Below are 23,498 nucleotides of genomic sequence, written 5' to 3' on the forward strand. Positions count from 1 at the left end.
GCCCGACGATGAAACTGGCGATGAAGTTGCGGACCCGCTTGTTCCTGAGCATTTCCGCACTGATCACCGTGGCTTTGCTCGGGCTGTTGCTCGGGCTGGTCAGCGTGATGCAGATGGCTGGAACTCAGGAAGAGCGGGTGCGCAGTAACTTCGCCACCCTTGATCTGGGCCTCAAGCTGCGGCAGACGCTGGGTGATCAACTGATCATCATGCTCGCGGAAAAGCCTGATCCCGTGGCGTTCGAAGCGTCCAGGCAGCATTACTTCCAGTTGCTCGACGAAGGCATCGCCCAGGAAAAGGAGGGCGATGGTCAGTTGTATGGTTTCAGTCAGGCCAAAAAAGATTATCTGAATTTCCTGCAGGCGTTCGACCTGTCCCGTGACCCTGCCAAGACGATGATGAGCAATGCGGACTTCCGCGAGCGCTTCAATACCTTGCGCAACGGACTGATCGCCGAGCACAAGCATGCGCTCGACAATATCAACGCCGTCCAGCGAGATGCCCGCGAGCGGGCGCTGTTGGTCGCCGGCCTGCTTGGGCTTGTTGGGCTGGCGGTGTTGATCATCGGTTTCGTCACGGCCCAAGGCATTGCCCGGCGTTTCGGCGCACCGATCGAGGCGCTGGCGCGGGCGGCGGACAATATCGGCCAAGGCAACTTTGAAGTGACCCTGCCGATTTCCTCAGCGATGGAAATGAATCTGCTGACCAAGCGGTTCGGGCTGATGGCCGAAGCCTTGCGTGAGCATCAGGCGACTAACGTCGATGAGTTGATGGCCGGTCAACAACGCTTACAGGCCGTGCTCGACAGCATCGATGACGGCTTGCTGATGATCGACCGCGAGGGCCACTTGGAGCATCTCAACCCGGTCGCCCAGCGCCAGTTGGGCTGGGACGATGACCGTCTCGGGCAAGGCCTGGGCAGCGCACTTGGGCGACCTGAGCTGGATGCGCAACTGCAACTGGTGTTGCGCGGCGGCACCCTCGAACGAGCACCGGAAGATTTGAGCATTGAGGTCGACGGCGAATCTCGCCTGCTGACTTACAGCCTGACCCCGGTGAGCCATACCCAGGGTCATATTCTGGGGGCGGTGATGGTGCTGCACGATGTCACTGAGCAGCGTGCCTTCGAGCGGGTGCGCAGCGAATTCGTATTACGTGCCTCCCATGAGCTGCGCACGCCAGTCACGGGTATGCACATGGCGTTCGGCCTGTTCCGTGAGCGGGCGAAGTTTGCGGCGGATTCTCGTGAGGCGGACCTGCTCGACACCGTCAACGAAGAGATGCAGCGCTTGATGCAGTTGATCAACGACTTGCTCAACTTCTCGCGCTACCAGAATGGCTTGCAGAAACTGACACTGGCACCGTGCTCCATCGAAGATTTGCTGGAGCAGGCGCAACTGCGCTTTGCCGACACGGCTGCGGAAAAAGGCATCGCATTGATGGTAGAGGTACAGGGCCCGCTGCCGCGCTTGCAGGCGGATCAAGCGCAACTGGACCGAGTGCTCGACAACCTGATCGATAACGCCCTGCGCCACACCGCCCGCGACGGTCAGATTCGCTTGCAGGCGCGTCGCCACGGCGAGCGGGTGATCATCAGCGTCGAAGACAACGGCGAAGGCATTGCCTACGGCCAGCAAGGACGAATTTTCGAGCCGTTCGTCCAGGTTGGACGCAAGAAGGGTGGCGCCGGGCTTGGGCTGGCGCTGTGCAAGGAAATCGTCCAGCTGCATGGCGGACGGATGGGGGTTTATTCGCGGCCGGGGCAGGGGACGCAGTTCTATATGGCTTTGGCCGTTTAAGCTTCGTCATCCATTCGGCGACCGGCGAGCCGTCGCCCACGGGTGATCAGTTCAATGAACTGTACCGCGCTCAGGGCGTGCGCAAACAGCCAGCCCTGACCGAACTTCACGCCCTCGCTGCTGAGCAATTGGGCTTGTGATTCGAGTTCGATTCCTTCGGCAATCACCTTCAAATCCAGCGCCTGCGCCATATGAATGATGTGTGGCGCGACGCCGCTGCTGGCAGCGTCATGGCCGAGTGCGTCGATGAACGCCTTGTCGATTTTCAGGCAGTCCACCGGCAGTGTTTGCAGGTAGGCGAGGCTGCAATATCCCGTGCCGAAGTCGTCGATCAATACCTGATGGCCGACATCTCGCAATGCTTGCAGGTTTTCCTTCGCCACCACCACATCAATCAGGCCACGTTCGGTGACCTCGAACGCAATCTGCTTGGCCGCCACTCTGTGCAGGGTCAGCAGACGCGCCATGACCTGGCCGATGCGCGGCACCATCACGTCACAGGCAGCGAGGTTGACCGAGATATACAACTGCGGGTTGGCACGCAGCACCGGCCCCAATTGCTCCAGCAAGCGTTGGAGAACGAAGTCGGTCATCTGCCGGATCTGCCCGGTGTTTTCTGCCAGTGGAATGAACAGGTCGGGGCTGGTCAGCGTGCCGTCCGGACGGCGCCAGCGCAGCAGTGCCTCGGCACCTACACAGTTGCGAGTGTCGAGGTCGAAGATCGGTTGATAGAGCACCTGCAATTCGCCACGGCGGATGGCGCCGTGCAGCTCGGCGTCCAATGACTGACGCTGGCGCACCAGTAAAAACACGAAGAAGCCGACGAACGCGCCGAGCAACAGACAGGCCGGAATCATCCACCACCAGATAGCGGGAATGTGCATGCCGGTACGCGGCGTGATCAGTACCAGTTGGTATTCCGGGGTGGCGGTGGGCATGCGATAGATCAGTCGCGTCTGGGTGACTTGCAAGGCGTCCTGGCTTTTCGGCGGCCAGTGTTCGGTCGGTGGCCATGCCTGCGCCTTGCCCAGCACCGGAATCGCGCGGGTGCCATGATCCAGCACCACTAACAGGCTGCTGCCGGGTGACAGGTCGACCATGTCGGTCAAATGCCCGCGCGAGGTGGCCACGCGAAAATTGCCGCGGCCGAGCATCAGCGCGGCGCGGTTTTCATCGGGTTCGGTGGTGGTGTTCAGCCAATAGCTGTAGGTCGGGCCTCTGATGTCCGGTGCGCGGACCACCGACAAGCCTTCCTGACGAGGGCGGTTGGAACAGATCCGCGAGGCGTCCATGTAGGCCGCTTCATAGACAAAGCGATAGTTAAAGGTGACCTGCTGCAGCGTGGCGATCATTTCGTCATCGCAACTGCGCAAAGGCTGGGCTTCGAGATCATCAAGACTTTCGCGCAATTGGCCGAACAGCTGCTCGAGACGGGCGAGGAAACGCTCGCCCTGGGCGTTCATTTCCTGGCTTTCACTTTGCTCGACCTGACGCATCGCCAAGAACATCCCGCCGGCGATCAACAGGCTGGTACTGAGGACAGCCGCGATCATCGCCAAAAACCAGGGGCGATAAAACCAGCTACGCAGCGTCTCTCGGGTAGCAACCATCATGGAATATCCGAAGAATTACCAATGAGTTATAGCTGCTGATTGCAATTTCGCCCTGACCGTCGGGCGGGCGTCATTATTTTGTCTGATTGAGTACCAGCAGCAGCGCAGCCGTTTGTGCGTCCGGCGTGCCGTCGAAGCGCGAAGGGCGGAAGTGCATCTGGAAGGCCGCGAGGACGTGGCGCGTTGCGACGTCCAGTTCGCCGGTCTGCGGCGTGTCGTAACCAAGACGCGCCAATTGCCCCTGGAACCAACTGATACTCGGCAGTTCGCTATTGTTGAACAGCGCTTGCTGGCGTGCCACGGCTTGCTCGTTGGGCCATATGCCCAAGCCTTCGGCGGCGAGACGCTTCCACGGGAACAGCGGGCCCGGATCAAGCTTGCGCAATGGAGCGATGTCGCTGTGACCAATGATGTGCCGTGGGCTGATGCCGTTGCGCTTGCTGATGTCCTTGAGCAGGACGATCAGCGATTGAATCTGCGCCTCGCTGTACGGATACCAAAGGCGCCCGGTCGGGGTGTCCTTGAAGCCGGGGTTGACGATTTCGATGCCGATCGAGCTTGAGTTCAGCCACGTGCGGCCCTGCCACTGGCTTTCACCGGCATGCCAGGCGCGCTGGTTTTCGTCCATCAACTTGTAGACGGTGGCGCTCTTGTCGTCGCCGATCAGGTAATGGCTGCTGACTTCACCATGGGTCAACAGTTGCAGCGAACGCTCCAGCGAAGTCGAGGTGTAATGCACGACCACGAACTGGATGCGGCTGTCGTAATTGACTGAAGGATGGCTGGTGTCATAACGCGGGCCGCTGGCGCAACCGGCCAGAACAAGAAGAGACGCGAGGAGGGCAAAGAATTTCATGGCAGAAGGCAGTACACACAAGACAGTAATGCAACAGTGTAACGTACTGCCTTGCGTGAAGACGGTCAGCGGGCGGATTTAAACAAAATGGAACAATTTGCTCAGCCTAGCTCGACGCGATTGCGCCCTGCATTTTTTGCGCGATAAAGCGCCTGATCGGCTCTTTTCAACACCAGATCACTGTGTTCTCCCGATCTGAACGTCGCCAGGCCCATGGAAATCGTGATCGTCACCCGTTCGCCTTTGAAGTGGAACGGGCAGGCTTCGATCGCCGCACGCAGGGTTTCCAGCAGTTTCGCTCCGACCGCTGGCGGGGTTGCCGGTAGCAGCAGGACGAACTCTTCGCCGCCGAAACGGGCAATGAAATCTGACCCGCGCAGGCGTTTGCGCAACACGGTGGCGATGATCTTCAGCACTTTGTCGCCAGCCAGGTGGCCATAGTTGTCATTGATCCGTTTGAAGTGATCAAGGTCGAGCATCGCCAGGCTCAGGGTGTTGCCGTGTTGCTGCCATTGCTTGATCTCATGCTCAAGCCGTTCGCTCCAGGCCGCGCGGTTTGGCAGGCCGGTGAGCGGGTCGATGAGGGCTTTCTGGCGCTGTTCTTCAAGGTGCTCGCGGAAGCCCTGTGCCTCTTGCTCCATGTGCGCCACGCGTTCGGACAGACCTTTGAGCCGCGCCGCCACTTCCTGCTCACGGGCGTCGCGCTGTTTCTGGTGTTGATCCATGGTGCCGAGCAAGCCTTCCAGATGGTTCTCCAGCACCTGCTTGAGGTCATCCAGATCCGCCGCTTCCTGCACGCTGGTCTGCAAACCGTCGACTTGCTCGCGGATCTGCGTGTCCATCGCCCGCGCCGCCGAGCTGTTGTCGGCATGGCCTTCGCTGGCGGCTTGCAGGTTGCTCTGAAACGCTTCGAGGCGTTCGTTTAGTTGCTGCAAGTAGGCTTCGAATTCGTGCTGGCCGCTGTCGGTGATGGCCAGCATCAATGTTGCGAGATCGTCGAGGATCGGGATCAGTTCGTACCAGTTCAAGCCGTGTTTCAGCCGTTCGCGCATGGCCTCGGCTTGCGGACGGTGGCGTTCTGGCAGCGTCAGGTCGTCGAGCAGACCGATCAGCGTGTCCTCGATGTGTTTGGCCACGGAGCTATAGGACGGCTCCGGGGAATCCGGCAAGGCGAAAAGAATGTCGTGCTCGGCTTGCTCCGGGTCGATGGCAGCCAGTGCCTGAGCAATAGGTTCGGGCAGGGGCAGGCTGTCGAGGATCAGCGGTGCTGGATCGCCAGGATGAATCAACTCGTCGGGGTTGAAGGCGGCGGGTGGCACTGGAGCCGGAGCCGGAGCCGGAACGGGGGCTGGTGCTGTAACCGCTGGCTCGATGGCTTCTGCTTCCGTCGGAGCGACGACCGATTCGGAGAAGACCTTGGGCGGAACGAAAGCGACTACGTCGGGTTCGGCTTGAAGCTGCGCCGCAGCGTTTGTCGCCTCGATGGCTGCAACGGTCGCAGCTTCTTTGATCGCCGGAGCGACCACTGCTGGCGCAGCGATGGGGGCTGGGGCGGCTTGCACCGGTTCGGATTCAGGTTCAGGCGCGGCGTGCGGTTGCTCGACGGGTGCGGCCTGCTCAGGCGCAGGAGCAACGGGAGTCGTCGCCTCCTCACTTTCACGAGTGCCAAACAGCCGCTGCAACAACCCCGGGCGTCCTGGCTCTGCCGGCGTCTCCAACTGACTCAACGCCTTGCCCTGCAAACCGCTCAGCTCACTCAGCAGTAGCGGCATTTCCCGCGCTTGTCCGACGCGACCATCCAGTTGCTTGGCAAACTTCTTCAGTGGCTGGGCGACCTCCCGCGGCAGTGGCAACGCCTGCAATTGTGCCACCAGCGAAGTCAGCGCAGTGCTGACCTGATCAATGCGGGTCTCGCGGCGCTGCTCGGAATCGAGCACGGCTTTTTCCAGGCGTGGCAACAGGGCGGCGAGGCCGGCGTCCATGTCGTCGGTGCGCACTACTTCGCGCATCTCTTTCATGCATTGATCAACCACTCGGTCGGTGCCTTCGGCCGCCAGCGTGCTGCGCACCAGGCCTCGGCGAAGCAAATCGAGCCGTGCGGCCCAGCGACGTTCGAGCTTGTCCTGTTGTTCGATGCTTTTGAGGTACTTCTCTTTCCAGCGCTGGGCGTCGTCGCTCATTCAGGGGTTCCGCGAGGGGCAGTGCTCAACGCGGGTAATGCATCGGCCGTGAGCGAACCCGGCAGACGAATCTCTACCGCGACCGGCAGGTGATCGGAAATGGGTTGGGCCAGCACTTCGACCTTTTCCAGTGTCAGGGTCGGGCTGAGCAAAATATGATCAAGGCAGCGCTGAGGGCGCCAGCTGGGGAATGTCGCTTCCACTTGCGGGGCCAGCAAGCCGAGATCGCGTAACGGAGAATGCTGTAGCAGATCGCTGGCATGGGTGTTCATGTCGCCCATCAACACTTGATGTTTATAGCCACTGATCAGGTCACGAATGTAAGCCAGCTGCAGGCTGCGCACGCGTGCGCCGAGGGCCAGGTGCATCATCACCACCACCAGTGCTTCCGGGCCTTCGCCGAAGCGCAGCAGAATTGCCCCGCGACCTTTCGGGCCGGGCAGCGGGTGATCTTCAATCGCCCACGGGCGCAGACGACTGAGCACGCCGTTGCTGTGCTGGGCCAGTCGACCGAGGTTGCGATTGAGTTGTTGATACCAGTAGGGGAAGGCCCCGAGATGAGCCAGGTGTTCGACTTGATTGACATAGCCTGAGCGCAGGCTGCCGCCGTCGGCTTCCTGCAGGGCGACCAGATCGAAGTCGCCGAGCAGGTCGCCAATCTTCTGCAAATTGCCTGAGCGCCCGGTGTGCGGCAGCAAATGCTGCCAGCTGCGCGTCAGGTAATGCCGATAACGTTCGGTGCTGATACCGACCTGGATGTTGAAACTGAGCAAGCGCAGACGCTGGTCTGCTGGCAGGCCCGTAGACGCCAGGTGATGCTCGTTGACCTGCGGATCATGCAGGCCAACGGTGCGTTCGGTTTTCCAGCGGCGCATGGCGGTTGCCGCGCTTAGTTGGCAGCAGCCTTGTTGGTCGCGCGCTCTTTGGCGACCAGTTGGTCGGCCAGTTTCAGAGCCTGTTCGGCACCGCCGGCGGAGCCGATATCGAAGCGGTACTTGCCGTTGACGATCATGGTTGGAACGCCAGTGATTTCATACTTTTTGGCCAGTTCTTTGGCTTTTACAATCTGGCCCTTGATGGCGAAAGAGTTGAACGTGGCCAGGAACTTGTCCTTGTCGACGCCTTGGGTGGCGAGGAAGTCAGCCATCTCTTCTGGAGTAACCAGCTTTTTATGTTGTTTCTGGATGGCTTCGAACACAGCAGCGTGAACCTTGTGCTCGACACCCATCGCTTCCAGCGTCAGGAACATCTGGCCGTGAGCGTCCCAAGGGCCGCCGAACATGGCAGGAATGCGCACGAAATTCACATCTTTAGGCAGTTTTTCGACCCATGGGTTGATCACCGGCTCAAAGGCGTAGCAGTGCGGGCAGCCGTACCAGAACAGCTCGACCACTTCGATCTTGCCAGGCTCTGCCACTGGCACCGGGTTAGTCAGTTCAACATAAGGTGCGGCAGGGGCTTCAGCGGCCTGGGCGGTCACGCCGAACAGGCTGGCAGCGACGAGGGCGGCGCTGATGATCAGATTACGCATGCTTTACTCCTGGACAATTTTGGTCGCCTCGCGCGACCTGTTTTCAGACAGGTCCTGGCGGGCATGAGTTCTGTAGTGTAACGGCAGCGGCCACAAAAAAGGGCGGCCAAAGCCACCCTTTTTATACTTGCTGCGACGGATTAATCGAGCGTTAACGTTGCAAGAGATGTCCATCGCCTGAAACGCTTGATCCGGGGCCCTTAGTGCAGACCTTGAATGTAACTGGAGACCGCTGCAATGTCTTCGTCGCTCAGGCGTTTGGCGATGGTCTGCATGGTCATGGTGTCGCCGTCGTTGGTGCGGCCGCCTTCTTCCTTGCGGAAGTCGGTCAGCTGTTTGGCGATGTATTGAGCGTGTTGGCCACCCAGATGCGGGAAACCGGCGGCGGCGTTGCCGGTACCGTTCGGCGAATGGCAACCTGTACAGGCTGGCAGACCCTTGGTCAGGTTGCCGCCCCGGAACAGCGCTTCACCGCGTGCGACGAGCTTCGGATCGGCGGCGCCGACGCTGCCTTTCTGGCTGGCGAAGTACGCGGCCATGTCAGCCAGATCCTGATCGCTCAGGTTGGTCAACAGCCCGGTCATTTCCAGAACGACGCGTTTGCCCGACTTGATATCGTGCAGTTGCTTGGTCAGGTAGCGTTCACCCTGGCCGGCCAGTTTTGGAAAATTTGGCGCCATGCTGTTCCCGTCCGGGCCATGACAGGCTCCGCATACGGCAACTTTTGCCTGGCCGGCTGCTGCATCACCTGCAGCATGGGCGAAACCTGAGATTCCCACGGTCAACAGCAGACTCACGATCAATTTGTTCATCAGCTAATCCAACTACGGCTAAGGGTTAAGAGTTATGGACCGGGCTTACTCGCGCTCATCCAAAGGATGATGGCCTGGTAATCCTCGGCACTGCAGTCCATGCACAAACCACGCGGCGGCATCGCCTTGAAACCCTGGGTCACGTGTCGTACCAGCGTCCCCATACCCTTCGCCAACCTCGGCGTCCAGGCTGCCTCATCGCCTCTTTCGGGCGCCATGGGCAGTTGGCCGGAATGACAGGCACTACAAACACGGTTGTACACGGCTTCCGGATCCTGTGTAGCCTGTGCGCTGTAAAGCGGCATCAAGACTCCGGTAGCCAGCAGCCATTGAAACGACCTTTTCAGGGTTGAGAGCGTTTTGCGTTCTAATGCGCAATCAAGGTCTGTCGCTCTCGTGTACTTCATCCTTCGCTGGGACAAAGCACACACAAAATCTGCGGCATTATATACTGGCGTCACTGAAACGGAAGCGACACCGCGTTCCGCGCCCATTCCCGGCGCCGCCCACATCGGAAATCCCATGCAGCTCAAAAATCCCATCCTCGGCCTGTGCCAACAGTCCACGTTTATGCTCAGTGCGGCCAAAGTCGATCAGTGTCCCGACGACGAAGGCTTTGAAGTGGCCTTCGCCGGTCGTTCCAACGCCGGCAAATCCAGCGCCCTGAACACCCTGACTCACGCCAGCCTGGCGCGGACCTCGAAAACCCCAGGTCGCACACAGCTGTTGAACTTCTTCAAGCTAGACGATGATCGGCGTCTGGTCGACCTGCCGGGCTACGGTTATGCAAAAGTACCGATCCCGCTGAAGATGCACTGGCAGCGTCACCTTGAGGCTTACCTCGGTGGCCGCGAGAGTTTGAAGGGGTTGATTCTGATGATGGACATCCGTCATCCAATGACCGACTTCGACCTGCTGATGCTCGACTGGGCCGTTGCGGCCGGCATGCCGATGCACATCCTGCTGACCAAAGCGGACAAGCTGACTTATGGCGCAGCCAAGAACACGCTGCTCAAAGTGCAGTCGGAAATTCGCAAGGGGTGGGGTGATCTGGTGACGATCCAGCTGTTCTCCGCGCCGAAACGCATGGGGCTGGAAGACGCCTACACTGTATTGGCAAGCTGGATGGAACTGGCTGACAAGGGCTCAGAATTGCCTGGAGAGCTGCCTGCTGAGTAAATCGCAGGCAAAAAAAGCCCCGGACTTCATATGGGGAGGGAGAAGTTCCGGGGTTCAAGTTCCGAACCGCTAGGGCGGGGTTCAGATATCTGCCAACACTTAACACAACATAGGAGCATCGAAGGGCTTCACCAGCCATTCAGTAACTCTGAGTAGTGGTCTGCAAGATTAGTTCAGATTTTTTTCAAAAAGCTTTGGAATAACCCCAAGAGCTTTTCTGACTAAGCGCTTTTCGAGGTTTTTGCCGCGACGCCACGCCGCGGCAAAACCGCCTTCAAATGGCTCAGTGAGCCTCATCCCAGTTGTTGCCCACGCCGACTTCCACCAGCAGCGGCACATCCAGCTTGGCTGCTTCGCTCATGTGCTGACGAATCTCGACGCTGACCTGCTCGACCAGATCCTCGCGAACCTCCAGCACCAGTTCATCGTGCACCTGCAGGATGACTTTGGCGTCCAGCCCGGACGTCGCCAGCCAGTTATCCACCGCCACCATGGCTTTCTTGATGATGTCTGCTGCGGTGCCCTGCATCGGCGCGTTGATCGCCGTGCGTTCGGCGGCGGCGCGCTCCTGCGGCTTGTTGGAGTTGATCTCCGGCAGATACAGGCGACGACCGAAGAATGTTTCTACATAGCCCTGATCCGCCGCCTGGGCGCGGGTGCGATCCATGTACTCGCGCACGCCCGGGTAACGAGCGAAGTAGGTATCGATGTAGGCCTTGGCCGTTTTGGTGTCGACGCCGATGTCCTTGCCGAGCTTCTGCGCGCCCATGCCATAGATCAGGCCGAAGTTGATCGCCTTGGCGCCACGGCGCTGGTCGGAGGTCACCTCGTTGAGTTCGACCTTGAACACTTCGGCGGCGGTCGCGGTGTGTACATCCAGATTGTTGCGGAAGGCATTCATCAGGCCTTCGTCCTTGGACAGGTGCGCCATGATCCGCAGTTCGATCTGCGAATAGTCCGCCGCCAGCAGTCTGTAACCCTTGGGCGCGACGAAGGCCTGACGGATGCGCCGACCTTCAGCGGTACGCACCGGAATGTTCTGCAGGTTTGGATCGCTGGAGGACAAGCGACCAGTCGATGCCACGGCCTGATGGTACGAGGTGTGAATGCGCCCGGTACGCGGGTTGATCTGCTCCGGCAGGCGATCGGTGTAAGTGCTTTTCAGCTTGCTCATCGACCGGTGCTCCATCAGCACTTTCGGCAAGCGATGATCGTCTTCGGCCAGTTTCGCCAGCACTTCTTCGGCGGTGGACGGCTGGCCCTTGGCAGTTTTTTTCAAAACCGGCAGGCCGAGTTTCTCGTAGAGAATCACGCCCAGTTGCTTGGGCGAGCCAAGGTTGAATTCTTCGCCGGCGATCTCGAACGCTTCGCGCTCCAGTGCCACCATCTTGTTGCCCAGTTCGATGCTCTGGATGCCCAGCAGCTCGGCGTCGACGAACGCACCCTGACGCTCTATCCGCGCCAGCACTGGCACCAGCGGGATTTCGATGTCGGTGAGCACGCTGGCCAGGCTCGGGATCGCGCTGAGTTTTTCGAACAGGGTTTGATGCAGACGCAAAGTGATGTCGGCATCTTCAGCGGCATATGGCCCGGCCTGTTCCAGAGCGATCTGGTCGAAAGTCAGCTGCTTGGCGCCTTTGCCGGCAATGTCCTGGAAACTCACGGTGGTGTGATCCAGGTACTTCTGCGCGAGGCTGTCCATGTCGTGGCGGGTGGCGGTGGAGTTGAGCACGTAGGACTCAAGCATGGTGTCGAAAGCGATGCCGCGCACGGTGATGCCTTCGTTCTGATCGCCGCCGATGGCGCAGTTGGCCAGAATGTTCATGTCGAACTTGGCGTGCTGGCCGACCTTGAGCTTGGTCGGGTCTTCCAGAATCGGCTTGAGCGCGCGCAGCACGGTGTCGCGATCCAGTTGCTCCGGCACGCCGATGTAGGAGTGAGTCAGCGGAATGTAGGCTGCTTCGTTGGCCTGCACGGCGAACGACAGACCGACCAGTTGCGCCTGCTGCGCGTCGATGCCGGTGGTTTCGGTGTCGAAGGCGAACAACTTGGCGTTCTTGAGCTTTTCCAGCCAGACATCGAAGCGGGCCTGATCGAGGATGGTTTCATAGGCGGCTTCAGCGGGGGCGGCTGGCGCTTCGGCTTCTGGCGCGCTGAACAGGTCGCCTGCTGGTGCAGGCTCGGCGGCAGCGCTCAGTTCCAGACGTTTGGCGTCGCGATCCAGATCATTGATCCAGCTTTTGAATTCCAGCAGGGTGTACAACTCGTAGAGCTTGGCCGGGTCTTCCGCGCCCATTTGCAGATCGTCGAGTTCTACGTTGAGCGGCACGTCGACCTTGATGGTCGCCAATTGGTACGAGAGGAACGCCATCTCCTTGTGCTCTTCGAGCTTGGCCGGCAGGGTCTTGGCGCCGCGAATCGGCAGGGTCGGGACGATGTCGAGATTCGCGTACAACTCGGTCAGGCCGCCGTTGACGCCGACCAACAGGCCAGACGCGGTCTTCGGTCCGATGCCGGGAACGCCCGGGATGTTGTCGGAAGAGTCGCCCATCAGGGCCAGATAATCGATGATCTGCTCGGGTGCGACGCCGAATTTCTCCTTCACGCCCTCCACGTCCATCGAGCTACCGGACATGGTGTTGACCAAGGTAATGTGGCCGTCGACCAGTTGCGCCATGTCCTTGTCGCCGGTGGAGATGATCACCGGGCGATCAGCCGCCGCGCTGCTGCGCGCCAGGGTGCCGATCACATCGTCGGCCTCGACGCCTTCCACGCACAGCAGCGGGAAGCCGAGGGCGATCACGCTCTGGTGCAGCGGCTCGATCTGCATGCGCATGTCGTCGGGCATGCTGGGGCGGTTGGCCTTGTATTCGGCGTACATCTCATCGCGAAATGTCCCGCCCTTGGCGTCGAAAACCACGGCGAACGGGCTGTCCGGGTACTGCTTGCGCAGACTTTTGAGCATGTTCAGCACGCCCTTGACCGCGCCGGTCGGCAGGCCTTTGGAGGTGGTCAAAGGAGGCAGGGCGTGGAAAGCGCGGTACAGGTAAGACGAACCGTCCACCAGGACGAGGGGGGCTTGGCTCATGAGCAGAATCAACCTTTTCGGCGGGCCCGGCGCTAGAATAGCGGGACCGTTGACGACAAAGGGACAAGGTTATCATGCGTACGTTAAATCGCTTGCTGCTGGTCAGTTTGATTGCTGCCTCACCATTGGCCGCGATGGCGGCGGATGATGCGCCAACGGGGGATCCGGAAGTCACCATTCGCACGGAAGGCGACAAGACGATTCAGGAGTACCGGCAAAACGGTTTCCTGTATGCGATCAAGGTCACGGTAAAGGGCGCGCCGCCTTATTTTCTGGTGCGTGCCGACGGGACGGATGCCAATTTCATCCGTTCGGATCAGCCAGATATGCTGATTCCGTCGTGGAAGATTTTCGAATGGAAGTAGTCTCTTAATTTTAATCGGCGCCGCTCTTATAGCGGCGCCCGAACTGAGCAGTTTTTAACCATGTCTGTGTTCACTCCCCTGGCTCGGCCCGAGCTGGAAACTTTTCTCGCCCCTTACGGGCTTGGCCGTCTGCTTGATTTCCAGGGGATCGCCGCCGGCAGCGAAAACACCAATTTCTTTATCAGTCTGGAGCAGGGCGAGTTCGTCCTGACCCTGGTCGAACGCGGTCCGGTGCAGGAGATGCCGTTCTTCATCGACCTGCTCGACGTCTTGCACGAGGCTGATCTGCCTGTGCCTTATGCACTGCGCACCACCGACGGCGTGGCGTTGCGTGAACTGAAAGGCAAACCGGCGCTGCTGCAGCCACGTTTGGCCGGCAAGCACATCAAGGTCGCTAACGCCCAGCATTGCGCGCAGGTTGGCGAGTTGCAGGCGCATCTGCATCTGGCGACCCAGGGCGAGCACATGATCAAGCGCAAGACCGATCGTGGACTGGACTGGATGCTGGGGGAGGGCACGGAGTTTCTCTCGCACCTGAGCGATGAGCCGCGCGCGTTGCTGCAAAAAGCGCTGGATGAAATCACTCAGCAGAAAGAGAAAATTCTCGCGCTGCCACGGGCCAACATCCACGCCGACTTGTTCCGTGACAACGCGATGTTCGAAGGTACGCACCTGACCGGGCTGATCGACTTCTACAACGCCTGCTCGGGGCCGATGCTGTATGACGTGGCGATTGCCTTGAACGACTGGTGCTCGGACGATGACGGCTTGATCGATGGCCCGCGTGCCCGGGCATTCCTCGGTGCCTATGCGGCGCTGCGTCCGTTCACGGCGGTAGAAGCAGAGTTGTGGCCGACCATGCTGCGCGTGGCTTGTGTGCGGTTCTGGCTGTCGCGGTTGATCGCGGCTGAGCAGTTTGCCGGGCAGGACGTGCTGATTCACGAACCGAAGGAGTTTGAGCAGCGGTTGGCGCAGCGGCAGAGCGTTAGCATCCATCTACCGTTCGCCCTTTAAGAGCAAAAGATCGCAGCCTTCGGCAGCTCCTACACAGTGATCCCCCTGTAGGAGCTGCCGAAGGCTGCGATCTTTTTTTGGGGGTTACAACGACTCCAGGCAACCCGCCAGATCGTTACCCAGCTTTTCCAGCACTTGTTCATAACCCTGAGCGGTCGCCGGGGTGTAACCGCCCAGCGCATCCAGCTCTGCCAATTTCACTGGCAACCCGGCCACCAGGGTTTCCGCCAGACGCGGGCGTAACGGCGGTTCGCTGAACACGCAAGTCTTGCCCACTTCCTGCAAACGCTTACGCATCGCCGCCACATGCTGCGCGCCCGGTTGCACTTCTGCGGCCACGCTGAACACTCCGGTGTGGTTCAGGCCGTAAGCCTCTTCGAAGTAATCGAAAGCTTCGTGAAACACGAAGTACGGTTTGCCTTCGACACTGGTCAGTCGTTTCTTCAGGCGTAGATCCAACGCATCCAGGCGTTCGTCGAAAGCCTTGGCGTTGCTCTGGTAGCGCTCGGCATTCGCTGGGTCGGCGGCGCTCAGGTCAGCGGCCATTTTGTCGGCAATCACCCGCGCGTTGACCGGCGATAGCCACAGATGTGCGTCCAGCGTGCCCGGGCGATGATCGTGGTCATGATCGTCGGCCTCTTCTGCATGGGAATGGCTGTCTTCTGCGAAGTGGCGCAATTTCAGGCCCGGCAGATCCTGCACGGCGACGCTCGGCAGCGTACGACCCTTCAGCACGCGCGGCAGGAAACCTTCCATGTCCGGGCCGATCCAGTAGAGCAGATCAACCGATTGCACCTTCCGTACGTCGGATGGGCGCAGCGCGTAGTTATGCGGTGAGGCACCCGGCGGCAGCAGCACTTCGGGAATCGCTACGCCGTCCTGCACGGCCGCTGCAATCAGCTGTAGCGGTTTGATGCTGGTGAGGACTTTGACCTCGGCCTGGGCTGAACCAATCAGCAGAAAACTGGCGACAAAAGCCACAAAAACAGAAAAAAGTCGGGACACGATGACCACTCAAGGAGGCGAGAACGGGTAACATAATAACGTCTCTATCAAAACTCGTCGCCGCCCATGCCTATTACACCGATTGCCAGCCGTCCCCACGACCACTCTCATTGCGTACACAGCGCTTTGTCCGAGGCCGATACCTTGTGCGCCCAGAAAGGTTTGCGCCTGACCGCGTTGCGCCGCCGGGTGCTGGAACTGGTGTGGCAGAGCCACAAGCCGCTGGGTGCCTACGACATCCTCGCCGTACTCAGCGAGCAGGACGGTCGCCGCGCCGCGCCGCCGACCGTCTACCGCGCGCTGGATTTCCTCCTGGAAAACGGCCTGGTGCATCGCATCTCCTCGCTCAACGCCTTCGTCGGCTGCGTCCACCCGGAACACGCGCATCAAGGCCAGTTCCTGATCTGCCGCGATTGCCATGCTGCCATTGAGCTTGAACAAAAAGTGATCAGTGACGCGATCATCAACAGCGCCAAGGATGTCGGCTTCATCGTTGAGGCGCAGACCGTCGAAGTGGTCGGCCTCTGCTCTGGTTGCCAGGGGGCCTGATGAGCAACGCGCTGATCCGTCTGGAGCAGGTCGCCGTTACGTTTGCCGGGCAGACCGTGCTGGACAACATCGAGCTGAGCGTCGAACCGGGGCAGATCGTCACCCTGATCGGCCCCAACGGCGCGGGCAAGACCACGCTGGTGCGCGCCGTACTTGGGCTGTTGAAACCGGACAGCGGCAGCGTCTGGCGCAAACCGAAACTGCGCGTCGGCTACATGCCGCAAAAACTTCATGTCGATCCGACCTTACCGCTCTCGGTGCTGCGCTTTCTGCGACTGGTGCCGGGTGTTGATCGTCCGCGTGCCTTGGCTGCGCTAAAGGAAGTCGGCGCCGAGCACGTCATCGACAGCCCGGTGCAGAGCGTTTCCGGCGGTGAAATGCAGCGCGTGCTACTGGCCCGGGCACTGCTGCGCGAGCCGGAATTGCTGGTGCTCGATGAGCCGGTACAGGGTGTCGACGTGGCCGGCCAAGCCGAGTTGTACAGCCTGATCACCCGTCTGCGCGACCGCCACGGTTGCGGCGTGTTGATGGTCTCTCACGACCTGCATCTGGTGATGAGCACTACCGATCAGGTGGTTTGTCTCAATCGCCACGTTTGCTGCTCCGGGCATCCCGAGCAAGTCAGCGGCGACCCGGCATTCGTCGAACTGTTCGGCAAGAATGCCCAGAGCCTGGCGATTTATCACCACCATCATGACCACGCCCACGACCTGCACGGTTCGGTGGTCAAAGGCCCTGTTGCGGGCCAACCCCATGTTCATGGAGACAACTGCAAGCATGGCTGATTTTCTGTTGTATGCCCTGCTTGCAGGTTTGGCGCTGGCGGTGGTTGCAGGGCCGCTCGGCTCGTTTGTGGTCTGGCGGCGCATGGCCTATTTCGGCGATACCTTGTCTCACGCCGCATTGCTCGGTGTGGCGCTGGGTTTTCTGCTGGATGTCAGTCCTACGGTCGCGGTCACGGTCGGCTGTCTGCTGCTGGCGGTGCTGCTGGTGACCTTGCAACAGCGTCAGCCGCTAGCGTCTGACACGCTTTTGGGAATTCTCGCACCGAGCACCCTCTCTCTCGGACTTGTAGTACTAAGCTTCATGCATGAAGTGCGGATCGACCTGATGGCCTATCTGTTCGGCGACCTGCTGGCGATCAGCCCGACTGATCTGGCGTGGATCCTCGGTGGCAGCGCGGCGGTGCTGGTGTTGCTGGTGACGCTGTGGCGGCCATTGCTGGCGATCACCGTGCACGAAGAGCTGGCCAAGGTCGAAGGCCTGCCGGTCGCCGGTCTGCGCATGGCGCTGATGCTGTTGATTGCAGTGGTGATCGCCGTGGCGATGAAAATCGTCGGTGTGTTGCTGATTACGTCGCTGTTGATCATCCCGGCGGCTGCGGCACAGCGTCACGCCCGGTCGCCGGAGCAGATGGCACTGGGCGCGAGCCTGCTGGGCATGCTCGCCGTTTGTGGCGGACTGGCGTTGTCGTGGTTCAAGGACACCCCGGCCGGGCCGTCAATCGTTGTGACGGCGGCCGCACTGTTTCTGCTGAGTTTTGTTCTGCCCCGTCGAGGGGTGTAGACTTGCTCGCTTTTTGCGCAATTAGAGAGTCGCAGGAATGAAGCCGTTCGCCTCCCGTTATCTGCTCCTTGTCGCATTTTCAGTGCTGCTGGGCGCCTGCCAAAGCACGCCGCCGGTGGCCGAAGTCCCCGATGCGCGGGCTACGGCCATCGCACAGCTGGAGCAAAGCCTGGCCAGCAGCGAACTGGCCACGGCCGAAGATCAATTGGCCGCCTTGCAGGCCGAAACCCCCAACGATCAATCCCTTGAGCAATATCAGCGGCAATTGGCCGAAGCGTATTTGCGCCGCAGCCAGATCGTCCTGCAGAAGGGTGATGTAAACGCTGCTGCCACCGCGTTGAGCCGTGCGCGCGTGTTGATGCCAAAGGCCCCGGCGCTGACCGGTGGTGTGAATGGTGCCATTACCGAAGCGCGCAAGGCTGAGCTTGAGAAGGCCGAAGCCGCACTGCTGGCGGCAGAAGCCAAGCCAAAAGCCAAGGTGATCGATCCGACCGCCGAGAGCACCACCGTTGCGTTGAACATCACCGATAGCCATAAACTTCGTCGGCAACTGGATGCGATCGCCGCTGATGTAGTGAATTACGAGTGTGCGGTGAGCATCCAGGCACCCCGCACCGATGATTACCCATGGCTGGCCAATTTGCTGACCAAGCGGGTTAAGAAATTGAATCCGGATTTTGATCTGAAGATCGAGAAGCAGATTTTGCGCACTGTGCCGGCGCAGATGGTTTTGAGTCCGCGTAAACCCTAAAAGCTTCGCGAGCAGGCTCACTCCCACAGGTACAGCGTGAACTTGTGGGAGTCAGCCTGCTCGCGAAAGCGTCCTTTAGGCCGGAACGGCTTTCGCCTTAGGCTCCCGCGCCCAAACCCGATGCTGCCCGATCGCGGCAAAAAACGGCTTGGTCAGCGCCGCGACATCCTTGCCCTCCAGCAACCCGGCATCCGCGTCCAGCTTCAACACATCCAGCATTTGCTTCGCTTCACCCTGCAAGGCAATCGCCTTCAGATGCTTGTACGCCTCCAGCAGGTAATGCAACGCCACACCATCACCGCTCAACGCCTTGATCGACGCCGCGCCACCCGGCACGAACACCGCATCGAAGATCACCGAAGGCATGCCTTCCATCGACGCATCCACCGGCAGGCTTTTGCCATCGGCGGTCTTCACTGGCGCCGACGTCGGGCCGAGCAACTTGGCGTGCGCCCCTTCAGCGGCCAAAGCTTTCTTCATCGCATCAATCGCCGCGCCATCGACGCCGTTGGCAGCAAGAATCGCGACTTTTCGCGTCTTGATGTTTTCCGGCAACAGATTGGCCTGACTAAGCGACGGCGAATGATCAAAGGACGTTTTGCGTACCTCGACCGTGCCTTTGGTGGGCGCCGGCAGGCCCAGGTTGTCCGCCACGCGTTTGGCCAGTTCCAGATCGATATTGGCCAGAATCTCGTTCACTTCCCGCGCGCGGATGAACTCTCGTTCTACCTTGCCCAGCTCAAAGCTGTAGGCGGCGATGATGTGTTCTTTCTCGTGCGCGCTCATGCTGTTGAAGAACAGCCGTGCCTGGGAGAAGTGATCACTGAACGACTCGCTGCGCTGGCGAATCTTGGCGGCGTCGATGCGTTCCGGGTACGTCTCGAAACCGCCGTCCTGCGCGGCCGGCGGGGTTTCTTTCGGCCAGCCGCCATCAATCGAGTTCGGCTCGTAGGACGCACGGCCCTTGTCGATCACCGTACGGTGCTGAGCATCGCGCTGGCCGTTATGGAACGGCGCGACCGGGCGGTTGATTGGCAACTCATGGAAGTTCGGCCCGCCGAGTCGGCTGATTTGCGTATCGGTGTAGGAAAACAGTCGACCTTGCAGCAATGGGTCATTGGAGAAGTCGATCCCCGGGACGATATGGCCCGGGCAGAACGCAACCTGTTCAGTCTCGGCAAAGTAATTGTCGGGATTGCGGTTCAGGGTCATTTTTCCCAGCGGCGTGATCGGCACGATTTCTTCAGGGATCAGCTTGGTCGGGTCGAGGATATCGAAATCGAAGTCGTGCTCGTTTTCTTCTTCGATGATTTGCACGCCCAACTCCCATTCCGGGTAGTCGCCCATCTCGATGGCTTCCCAGAGATCGCGACGGTGGTAGTCGGTGTCTTTACCAGCGAGCTTCTGAGCCTCGTCCCACACCAGCGAGCAAGTGCCGGCGGTAGGGCGCCAGTGGAATTTGACGAAGCGCGATTTACCCTCGGCGTTGACCAGGCGGAAGGTGTGCACACCGAAGCCTTGCATGCTGCGCAGGCTTTTCGGGATCGCCCGGTCGGACATCGCCCAGATGACCATATGCGCCGATTCCGGCACCAGCGAAACGAAGTCCCAGAACGTGTCGTGGGCCGATCCGCCGGTAGGGATTTCATTGTGCGGCTCGGGTTTTACCGCATGGACGAAATCGGGAAACTTGATCGCGTCCTGAATGAAGAACACTGGCATGTTGTTGCCGACCAGATCGAAGTTGCCTTCGTCGGTGAAGAACTTTACGGCGAAGCCGCGCACGTCACGCACCGTGTCGCCGGAGCCGCGTGGCCCCTGCACGGTGGAAAAGCGCACGAACACCGGGGTCTTTTTCCCCGGATCCTGGAGGAATCCGGCCTTGGTCAGTGCCGCATGGTTCTCGTAAGCCTGGAAGAAACCATGGGCGCCGGTGCCACGGGCGTGGACGATGCGCTCCGGGATTCGCTCATGGTCAAAGTGCGTGATCTTTTCACGCATGATGAAGTCTTCCAGCAGCGACGGCCCGCGGGGGCCGGCCTTGAGGGTGTTCTGGTTGTCGGCGATTTTCACGCCCTGGTTGGTGCGCAGGGCCTGGCCGGTGGCGTCGGAGCGAAATTTCTCCAGACTGTCGAGTTTGCTATTGGTGTTGGCGCGATCCGGGGTGTCGGTTCCGGCCAGTTCACTTTTGCCGGAGGCAGGTTTCTTGGTACTCATCAGACGTAAACTCCTCGTTTGACCCCTTTCAACGGGGACTCTTGAGCGTTTCCGGGCACGGTTACCCAGGGTTTCAAGTCGCTTAACTAGTGACTGACGAGAAGGAACCGGCGTTCCTTTTTTATGACCTTTGATCTTGTTATTGCCAAATCGAAGGTTAATTGAGAAATAAATGCTAAGAACCTCTATACGGACAGGCTAAAATGCGCGCCCGGCTAACCGCTGATCCTTTTCTAACGCGCCCCACAAGGTTCGCTACGTGATCGAGTTTCAAAACGTCCACAAGACTTACCGCGTCGCCGGTAAGGACATCCCCGCCCTGCACCCGACCAACCTCTCGATCGAGAATGGTCAGGTTTTCGGCCTGATCGGCCATTCCGGTGCGGGAAAAAGTACCCTGCTGCGTCTGATCAATCGCCTGGAAGAATCCAGTGGCGGCAAAATCATCGTCGACGGCGAAGAAGTCACCGCGCTGGATGCCAACGGCCTGCGCCGTTTCCGCCAGCAAGTCGGGATGATCTTCCAGCACTTCAACCTGCTCGCGTCCAAGACTGTGGCTGACAACGTTGCGTTGCCGCTGACCCTGGCCGGCGAGCTGTCGAGCAGTGAAATAGACAAGCGCGTCGCCGAGTTGCTGGCGCGGGTCGGTCTGTCCGACCACGCCAAGAAATACCCGGCGCAACTGTCCGGCGGCCAGAAACAGCGCGTCGGCATCGCCCGCGCCCTGGCGACCAAGCCAAAGATTCTGCTGTGTGACGAAGCCACCAGCGCCCTCGACCCGCAGACTACCGCTTCGGTCCTGCAACTGCTGGCCGAAATCAACCGCGAGCTGAAACTGACCATCGTCCTGATCACCCACGAGATGGATGTGATCCGCCGTGTGTGCGATCAGGTGGGCGTGATGGATGCCGGCGTGATCGTCGAGCAAGGTTCGGTGGCCGATGTGTTCCTGCATCCGAAGCACCCGACCACCAAGCGTTTCGTCCAGGAAAGCGAGCAGATCGACGAAAGCGAACAGCGCGATGACTTCGCTCACGTGCCGGGTCGTATCGTGCGTCTGACTTTCCAGGGCGAAGCGACCTACGCGCCGTTGCTCGGTACCGTCGCCCGGGAAACCGGTGTCGACTACAGCATCCTTGCTGGTCGCATCGACCGCATCAAAGACATTCCGTACGGGCAATTGACCCTCGCCGTCACCGGTGGCGACATGGAAGCGGCGTTCGCCCGCTTCACCGCCGCGGACGTTCACATGGAGGTGCTCCGTTAATGGAACTGCTCAAGACGTTCTTCGAAAACATCGACTGGTTTGAAATCTGGCTGGCGACGGGCGACACCATGCTGATGCTAGGTGGCTCGCTGTTGTTCACCGTTTTGCTCGGCCTGCCGCTGGGCGTGCTGCTGTTTCTCTGCAGTCCGCGCCAGTTGCTGGAAAACCGTGCCCTCTACGCGTTCATGTCGCTGGCGGTGAACATCCTGCGGTCGCTGCCGTTCATTATTCTGTTGATCGTGATGATCCCGTTCACCGTGCTGATCACCGGCACGTCGCTGGGCGTGGCCGGTGCGATTCCGCCGCTGGTGGTGGGTGCCACGCCGTTCTTCGCGCGTCTGGTCGAGACTGCGCTGCGTGAAGTCGATCGCGGCATCATCGAAGCGACCCAGTCGATGGGCGCGACCACTCGGCAAATCATCATGAACGCGTTGCTGCCGGAAGCCCGTCCGGGCATCTTCGCGGCGATTACGGTGACGGCGATTACACTGGTGTCCTACACGGCGATGGCCGGAGTGGTCGGCGCCGGTGGTCTGGGTGACCTGGCGATCCGCTTCGGCTACCAGCGTTTCCAGACTGACGTGATGATCGTCACCGTGGTGCTGCTGTTGATTCTGGTGCAAGTGCTGCAAATGGTAGGTGACAGACTGGTCGTGCATTTCTCGCGTAAATAAACCGGTTTGATATTCAAGAATGAGCCGGCCATTCGCTGGCAGGCGCCTGACGGGCGCCCAAAAAGGAGTTAGCTGAATGAAAAAACTGATCGCTGCTTTCGCTGCTGTTGCTGCGTTTTCGGCCCACGCCGAAACCCTGACCGTTGCCGCCACCCCGGTGCCGCACGCGGAAATCCTCGAGTTCGTGAAGCCGGCACTGGCCAAAGAAGGCGTGGATCTCAAGGTCAAGGTCTTCACCGACTACATTCAGCCGAACGTACAGGTTGCCGAAAAGCGTCTGGACGCCAACTTCTTCCAGCACCAGCCGTACCTCGATGAGTTCAACAAGGCCAAGGGCACCAGCCTGGTTGCCGTGACCGGCGTGCACCTGGAGCCACTGGGCGCCTATTCCAGCAAGATCAAGGATCTGAAAGATCTGCCAAGCGGTGCCAACGTGGTGATCCCGAACGACGCCACCAACGGCGGCCGTGCGCTGTTGCTGCTGGCCAAGGCTGGCGTGATCACCCTGAAGGAGCCGAACAACATTCTGTCGACCGTCAAAGACATCGCGCAGAACCCGAAAGACCTGAAAATCCGTGAACTGGAAGCCGCGACCATCCCGCGTGTGCTGACCCAGGTCGATCTGGCGCTGATCAACACCAACTACGCGCTGGAAGCCAAGCTCGATCCGTCCAAGGATGCGCTGGTGATTGAAGGTAAAGATTCGCCGTACGTGAACATCCTCGTGTCCCGTGCGGACAACAAGGACAGTGAGGCGATGAAGAAACTGGCGGCAGCCCTGCACAGCCCGGAAGTGAAGCAATTCATCACCGAGAAGTACAAAGGTGCGGTATTGCCGGCGTTCTGATTCTGGTTGCTGCAATGAAAAAGGGGCGCATTCGATGCGCCCCTTTTTTTGTGGCGTGTGTCCCGTCCTGAATAAGGTTTACACCTTCTGACCCATTCTCAGGAGGGAGTAATGAATACGGGAGAAAGGCGCAGTCAGCGTGATTACACGCTGACCTTTAAATTGTCGGTCGTCGATCAGGTCGA

General features: G+C 59.9%; 21 protein-coding genes. 11 read left to right on the plus strand and 10 right to left on the minus strand.

Annotated features, from left to right (window positions below; translation table 11 throughout):
• Positions 1 to 8 precede the first annotated feature (8 nt).
• Entirely contained in the window at positions 9 to 1,799 is a 1,791-nt protein-coding gene (locus IAI51_RS03910) for a KinB sensor domain-containing domain (RefSeq protein ID WP_187677283.1), read from the plus strand.
• On the opposite strand, the gene IAI51_RS03915 is transcribed toward IAI51_RS03910, so the two are convergent.
• The 7 genes from IAI51_RS03915 to IAI51_RS03945 form a co-directional block, all read right to left on the minus strand.
• Positions 1,796 to 3,412: an EAL domain-containing protein gene (locus IAI51_RS03915; protein WP_187677284.1), complete on the minus strand. Its 1,617-nt coding sequence runs from the start codon at positions 3,410 to 3,412 to the stop codon at positions 1,796 to 1,798. The genes IAI51_RS03910 and IAI51_RS03915 overlap by 4 nt on opposite strands.
• Before the next feature lie 73 nt (positions 3,413 to 3,485).
• The gene (locus tag IAI51_RS03920; RefSeq protein ID WP_187677285.1) at positions 3,486 to 4,268 is read right to left on the minus strand and encodes an N-acetylmuramoyl-L-alanine amidase; all 783 of its coding nucleotides are present in this window, start codon (positions 4,266 to 4,268) and stop codon (positions 3,486 to 3,488) included.
• A 101-nt stretch (positions 4,269 to 4,369) separates the two neighbouring features.
• Entirely contained in the window at positions 4,370 to 6,448 is a 2,079-nt protein-coding gene (locus IAI51_RS03925; RefSeq protein WP_187677286.1) for a GGDEF domain-containing protein, read from the minus strand.
• Positions 6,445 to 7,323 carry an endonuclease/exonuclease/phosphatase family protein gene (locus tag IAI51_RS03930; protein WP_187677287.1) on the minus strand — a complete coding sequence of 293 codons (879 nt, stop codon included), beginning with the start codon at positions 7,321 to 7,323 and terminating at the stop codon, positions 6,445 to 6,447. Before IAI51_RS03930 ends, IAI51_RS03925 begins: the two co-directional genes overlap by 4 nt.
• 14 nt (positions 7,324 to 7,337) lie before the next feature.
• Positions 7,338 to 7,979, minus strand: a complete 642-nt coding sequence (locus tag IAI51_RS03935) for a thiol:disulfide interchange protein DsbA/DsbL (RefSeq protein ID WP_187677288.1) — start codon at positions 7,977 to 7,979, stop codon at positions 7,338 to 7,340.
• 200 nt (positions 7,980 to 8,179) lie between these two features.
• Entirely contained in the window at positions 8,180 to 8,791 is a 612-nt protein-coding gene (locus IAI51_RS03940; protein ID WP_187677289.1) for a c-type cytochrome, read from the minus strand.
• 32 nt (positions 8,792 to 8,823) lie between these two features.
• Complete coding sequence (locus IAI51_RS03945) at positions 8,824 to 9,096, minus strand: c-type cytochrome (protein WP_187677290.1); 273 nt, start codon at positions 9,094 to 9,096, stop codon at positions 8,824 to 8,826.
• Between the two features lie 217 nt (positions 9,097 to 9,313).
• On the opposite strand from IAI51_RS03945, the gene yihA reads away from it, so the two are divergent.
• Positions 9,314 to 9,970 carry a ribosome biogenesis GTP-binding protein YihA/YsxC gene (gene yihA / locus IAI51_RS03950; RefSeq protein ID WP_187677291.1) on the plus strand — a complete coding sequence of 219 codons (657 nt, stop codon included), beginning with the start codon at positions 9,314 to 9,316 and terminating at the stop codon, positions 9,968 to 9,970.
• A 283-nt stretch (positions 9,971 to 10,253) separates the two neighbouring features.
• Here the strand turns inward: yihA and polA are convergent, their stop codons facing one another.
• Positions 10,254 to 13,058 carry a DNA polymerase I gene (gene polA, locus IAI51_RS03955; protein WP_187677292.1) on the minus strand — a complete coding sequence of 935 codons (2,805 nt, stop codon included), beginning with the start codon at positions 13,056 to 13,058 and terminating at the stop codon, positions 10,254 to 10,256.
• A gap of 74 nt (positions 13,059 to 13,132) precedes the next feature.
• Between polA and IAI51_RS03960 the strand changes: the two genes are divergently transcribed.
• Together IAI51_RS03960 and IAI51_RS03965 are read left to right on the plus strand one after the other, a co-directional pair.
• Positions 13,133 to 13,423: a DUF2782 domain-containing protein gene (locus tag IAI51_RS03960; protein ID WP_187677293.1), complete on the plus strand. Its 291-nt coding sequence runs from the start codon at positions 13,133 to 13,135 to the stop codon at positions 13,421 to 13,423.
• A 60-nt stretch (positions 13,424 to 13,483) separates the two neighbouring features.
• On the plus strand, positions 13,484 to 14,437 hold the full coding sequence (locus IAI51_RS03965; protein ID WP_187677294.1) for a homoserine kinase: 954 nt from the start codon (positions 13,484 to 13,486) through the stop codon (positions 14,435 to 14,437).
• A gap of 84 nt (positions 14,438 to 14,521) precedes the next feature.
• Here the strand turns inward: IAI51_RS03965 and IAI51_RS03970 are convergent, their stop codons facing one another.
• The gene (locus IAI51_RS03970; protein ID WP_187677295.1) at positions 14,522 to 15,442 is read right to left on the minus strand and encodes a zinc ABC transporter substrate-binding protein; all 921 of its coding nucleotides are present in this window, start codon (positions 15,440 to 15,442) and stop codon (positions 14,522 to 14,524) included.
• A gap of 66 nt (positions 15,443 to 15,508) precedes the next feature.
• On the opposite strand from IAI51_RS03970, the gene IAI51_RS03975 reads away from it, so the two are divergent.
• Genes IAI51_RS03975 through IAI51_RS03990 form a run of 4 tightly spaced genes read left to right on the plus strand, consistent with a single transcriptional unit; the run spans position 15,509 to position 18,308 of the window.
• Entirely contained in the window at positions 15,509 to 15,991 is a 483-nt protein-coding gene (locus tag IAI51_RS03975) for a Fur family transcriptional regulator (protein WP_007911760.1), read from the plus strand.
• Complete coding sequence (gene znuC, locus IAI51_RS03980; protein ID WP_187677296.1) at positions 15,991 to 16,776, plus strand: zinc ABC transporter ATP-binding protein ZnuC; 786 nt, start codon at positions 15,991 to 15,993, stop codon at positions 16,774 to 16,776. Before IAI51_RS03975 ends, znuC begins: the two co-directional genes overlap by 1 nt.
• Complete coding sequence (znuB, locus tag IAI51_RS03985) at positions 16,769 to 17,557, plus strand: zinc ABC transporter permease subunit ZnuB (RefSeq protein WP_041073699.1); 789 nt, start codon at positions 16,769 to 16,771, stop codon at positions 17,555 to 17,557. The genes znuC and znuB overlap by 8 nt, the downstream gene beginning before the upstream one ends.
• Positions 17,558 to 17,594: 37 nt before the next feature.
• Positions 17,595 to 18,308 (plus strand): PA5502 family lipoprotein, encoded by a 714-nt coding sequence (locus IAI51_RS03990; RefSeq protein WP_187677297.1) that lies wholly within the window; start codon positions 17,595 to 17,597, stop codon positions 18,306 to 18,308.
• A 75-nt stretch (positions 18,309 to 18,383) separates the two neighbouring features.
• On the opposite strand, the gene katE is transcribed toward IAI51_RS03990, so the two are convergent.
• A complete protein-coding gene (katE, locus tag IAI51_RS03995; RefSeq protein WP_187677298.1) occupies positions 18,384 to 20,525 on the minus strand; it encodes a catalase HPII in 2,142 nt (713 codons plus the stop codon).
• A gap of 259 nt (positions 20,526 to 20,784) precedes the next feature.
• Here katE and IAI51_RS04000 point away from each other — a divergent pair, with 259 nt between their 5' ends.
• The 3 genes from IAI51_RS04000 to IAI51_RS04010 all read left to right on the plus strand — a co-directional run bounded on the left by IAI51_RS04000 (position 20,785) and on the right by IAI51_RS04010 (position 23,313).
• Positions 20,785 to 21,792, plus strand: a complete 1,008-nt coding sequence (locus IAI51_RS04000) for a methionine ABC transporter ATP-binding protein (protein ID WP_187677299.1) — start codon at positions 20,785 to 20,787, stop codon at positions 21,790 to 21,792.
• Entirely contained in the window at positions 21,792 to 22,466 is a 675-nt protein-coding gene (locus IAI51_RS04005) for a methionine ABC transporter permease (protein ID WP_187677300.1), read from the plus strand. Before IAI51_RS04000 ends, IAI51_RS04005 begins: the two co-directional genes overlap by 1 nt.
• Positions 22,467 to 22,542: 76 nt before the next feature.
• The gene (locus tag IAI51_RS04010; RefSeq protein ID WP_187677301.1) at positions 22,543 to 23,313 is read left to right on the plus strand and encodes a MetQ/NlpA family ABC transporter substrate-binding protein; all 771 of its coding nucleotides are present in this window, start codon (positions 22,543 to 22,545) and stop codon (positions 23,311 to 23,313) included.
• Positions 23,314 to 23,498 lie beyond the last annotated feature (185 nt).

It is taken from the genome of Pseudomonas sp. N40(2020) (genome assembly GCF_014472415.1).
In the GTDB taxonomy this organism is placed as follows: Bacteria; Pseudomonadota; Gammaproteobacteria; order Pseudomonadales; family Pseudomonadaceae; genus Aquipseudomonas.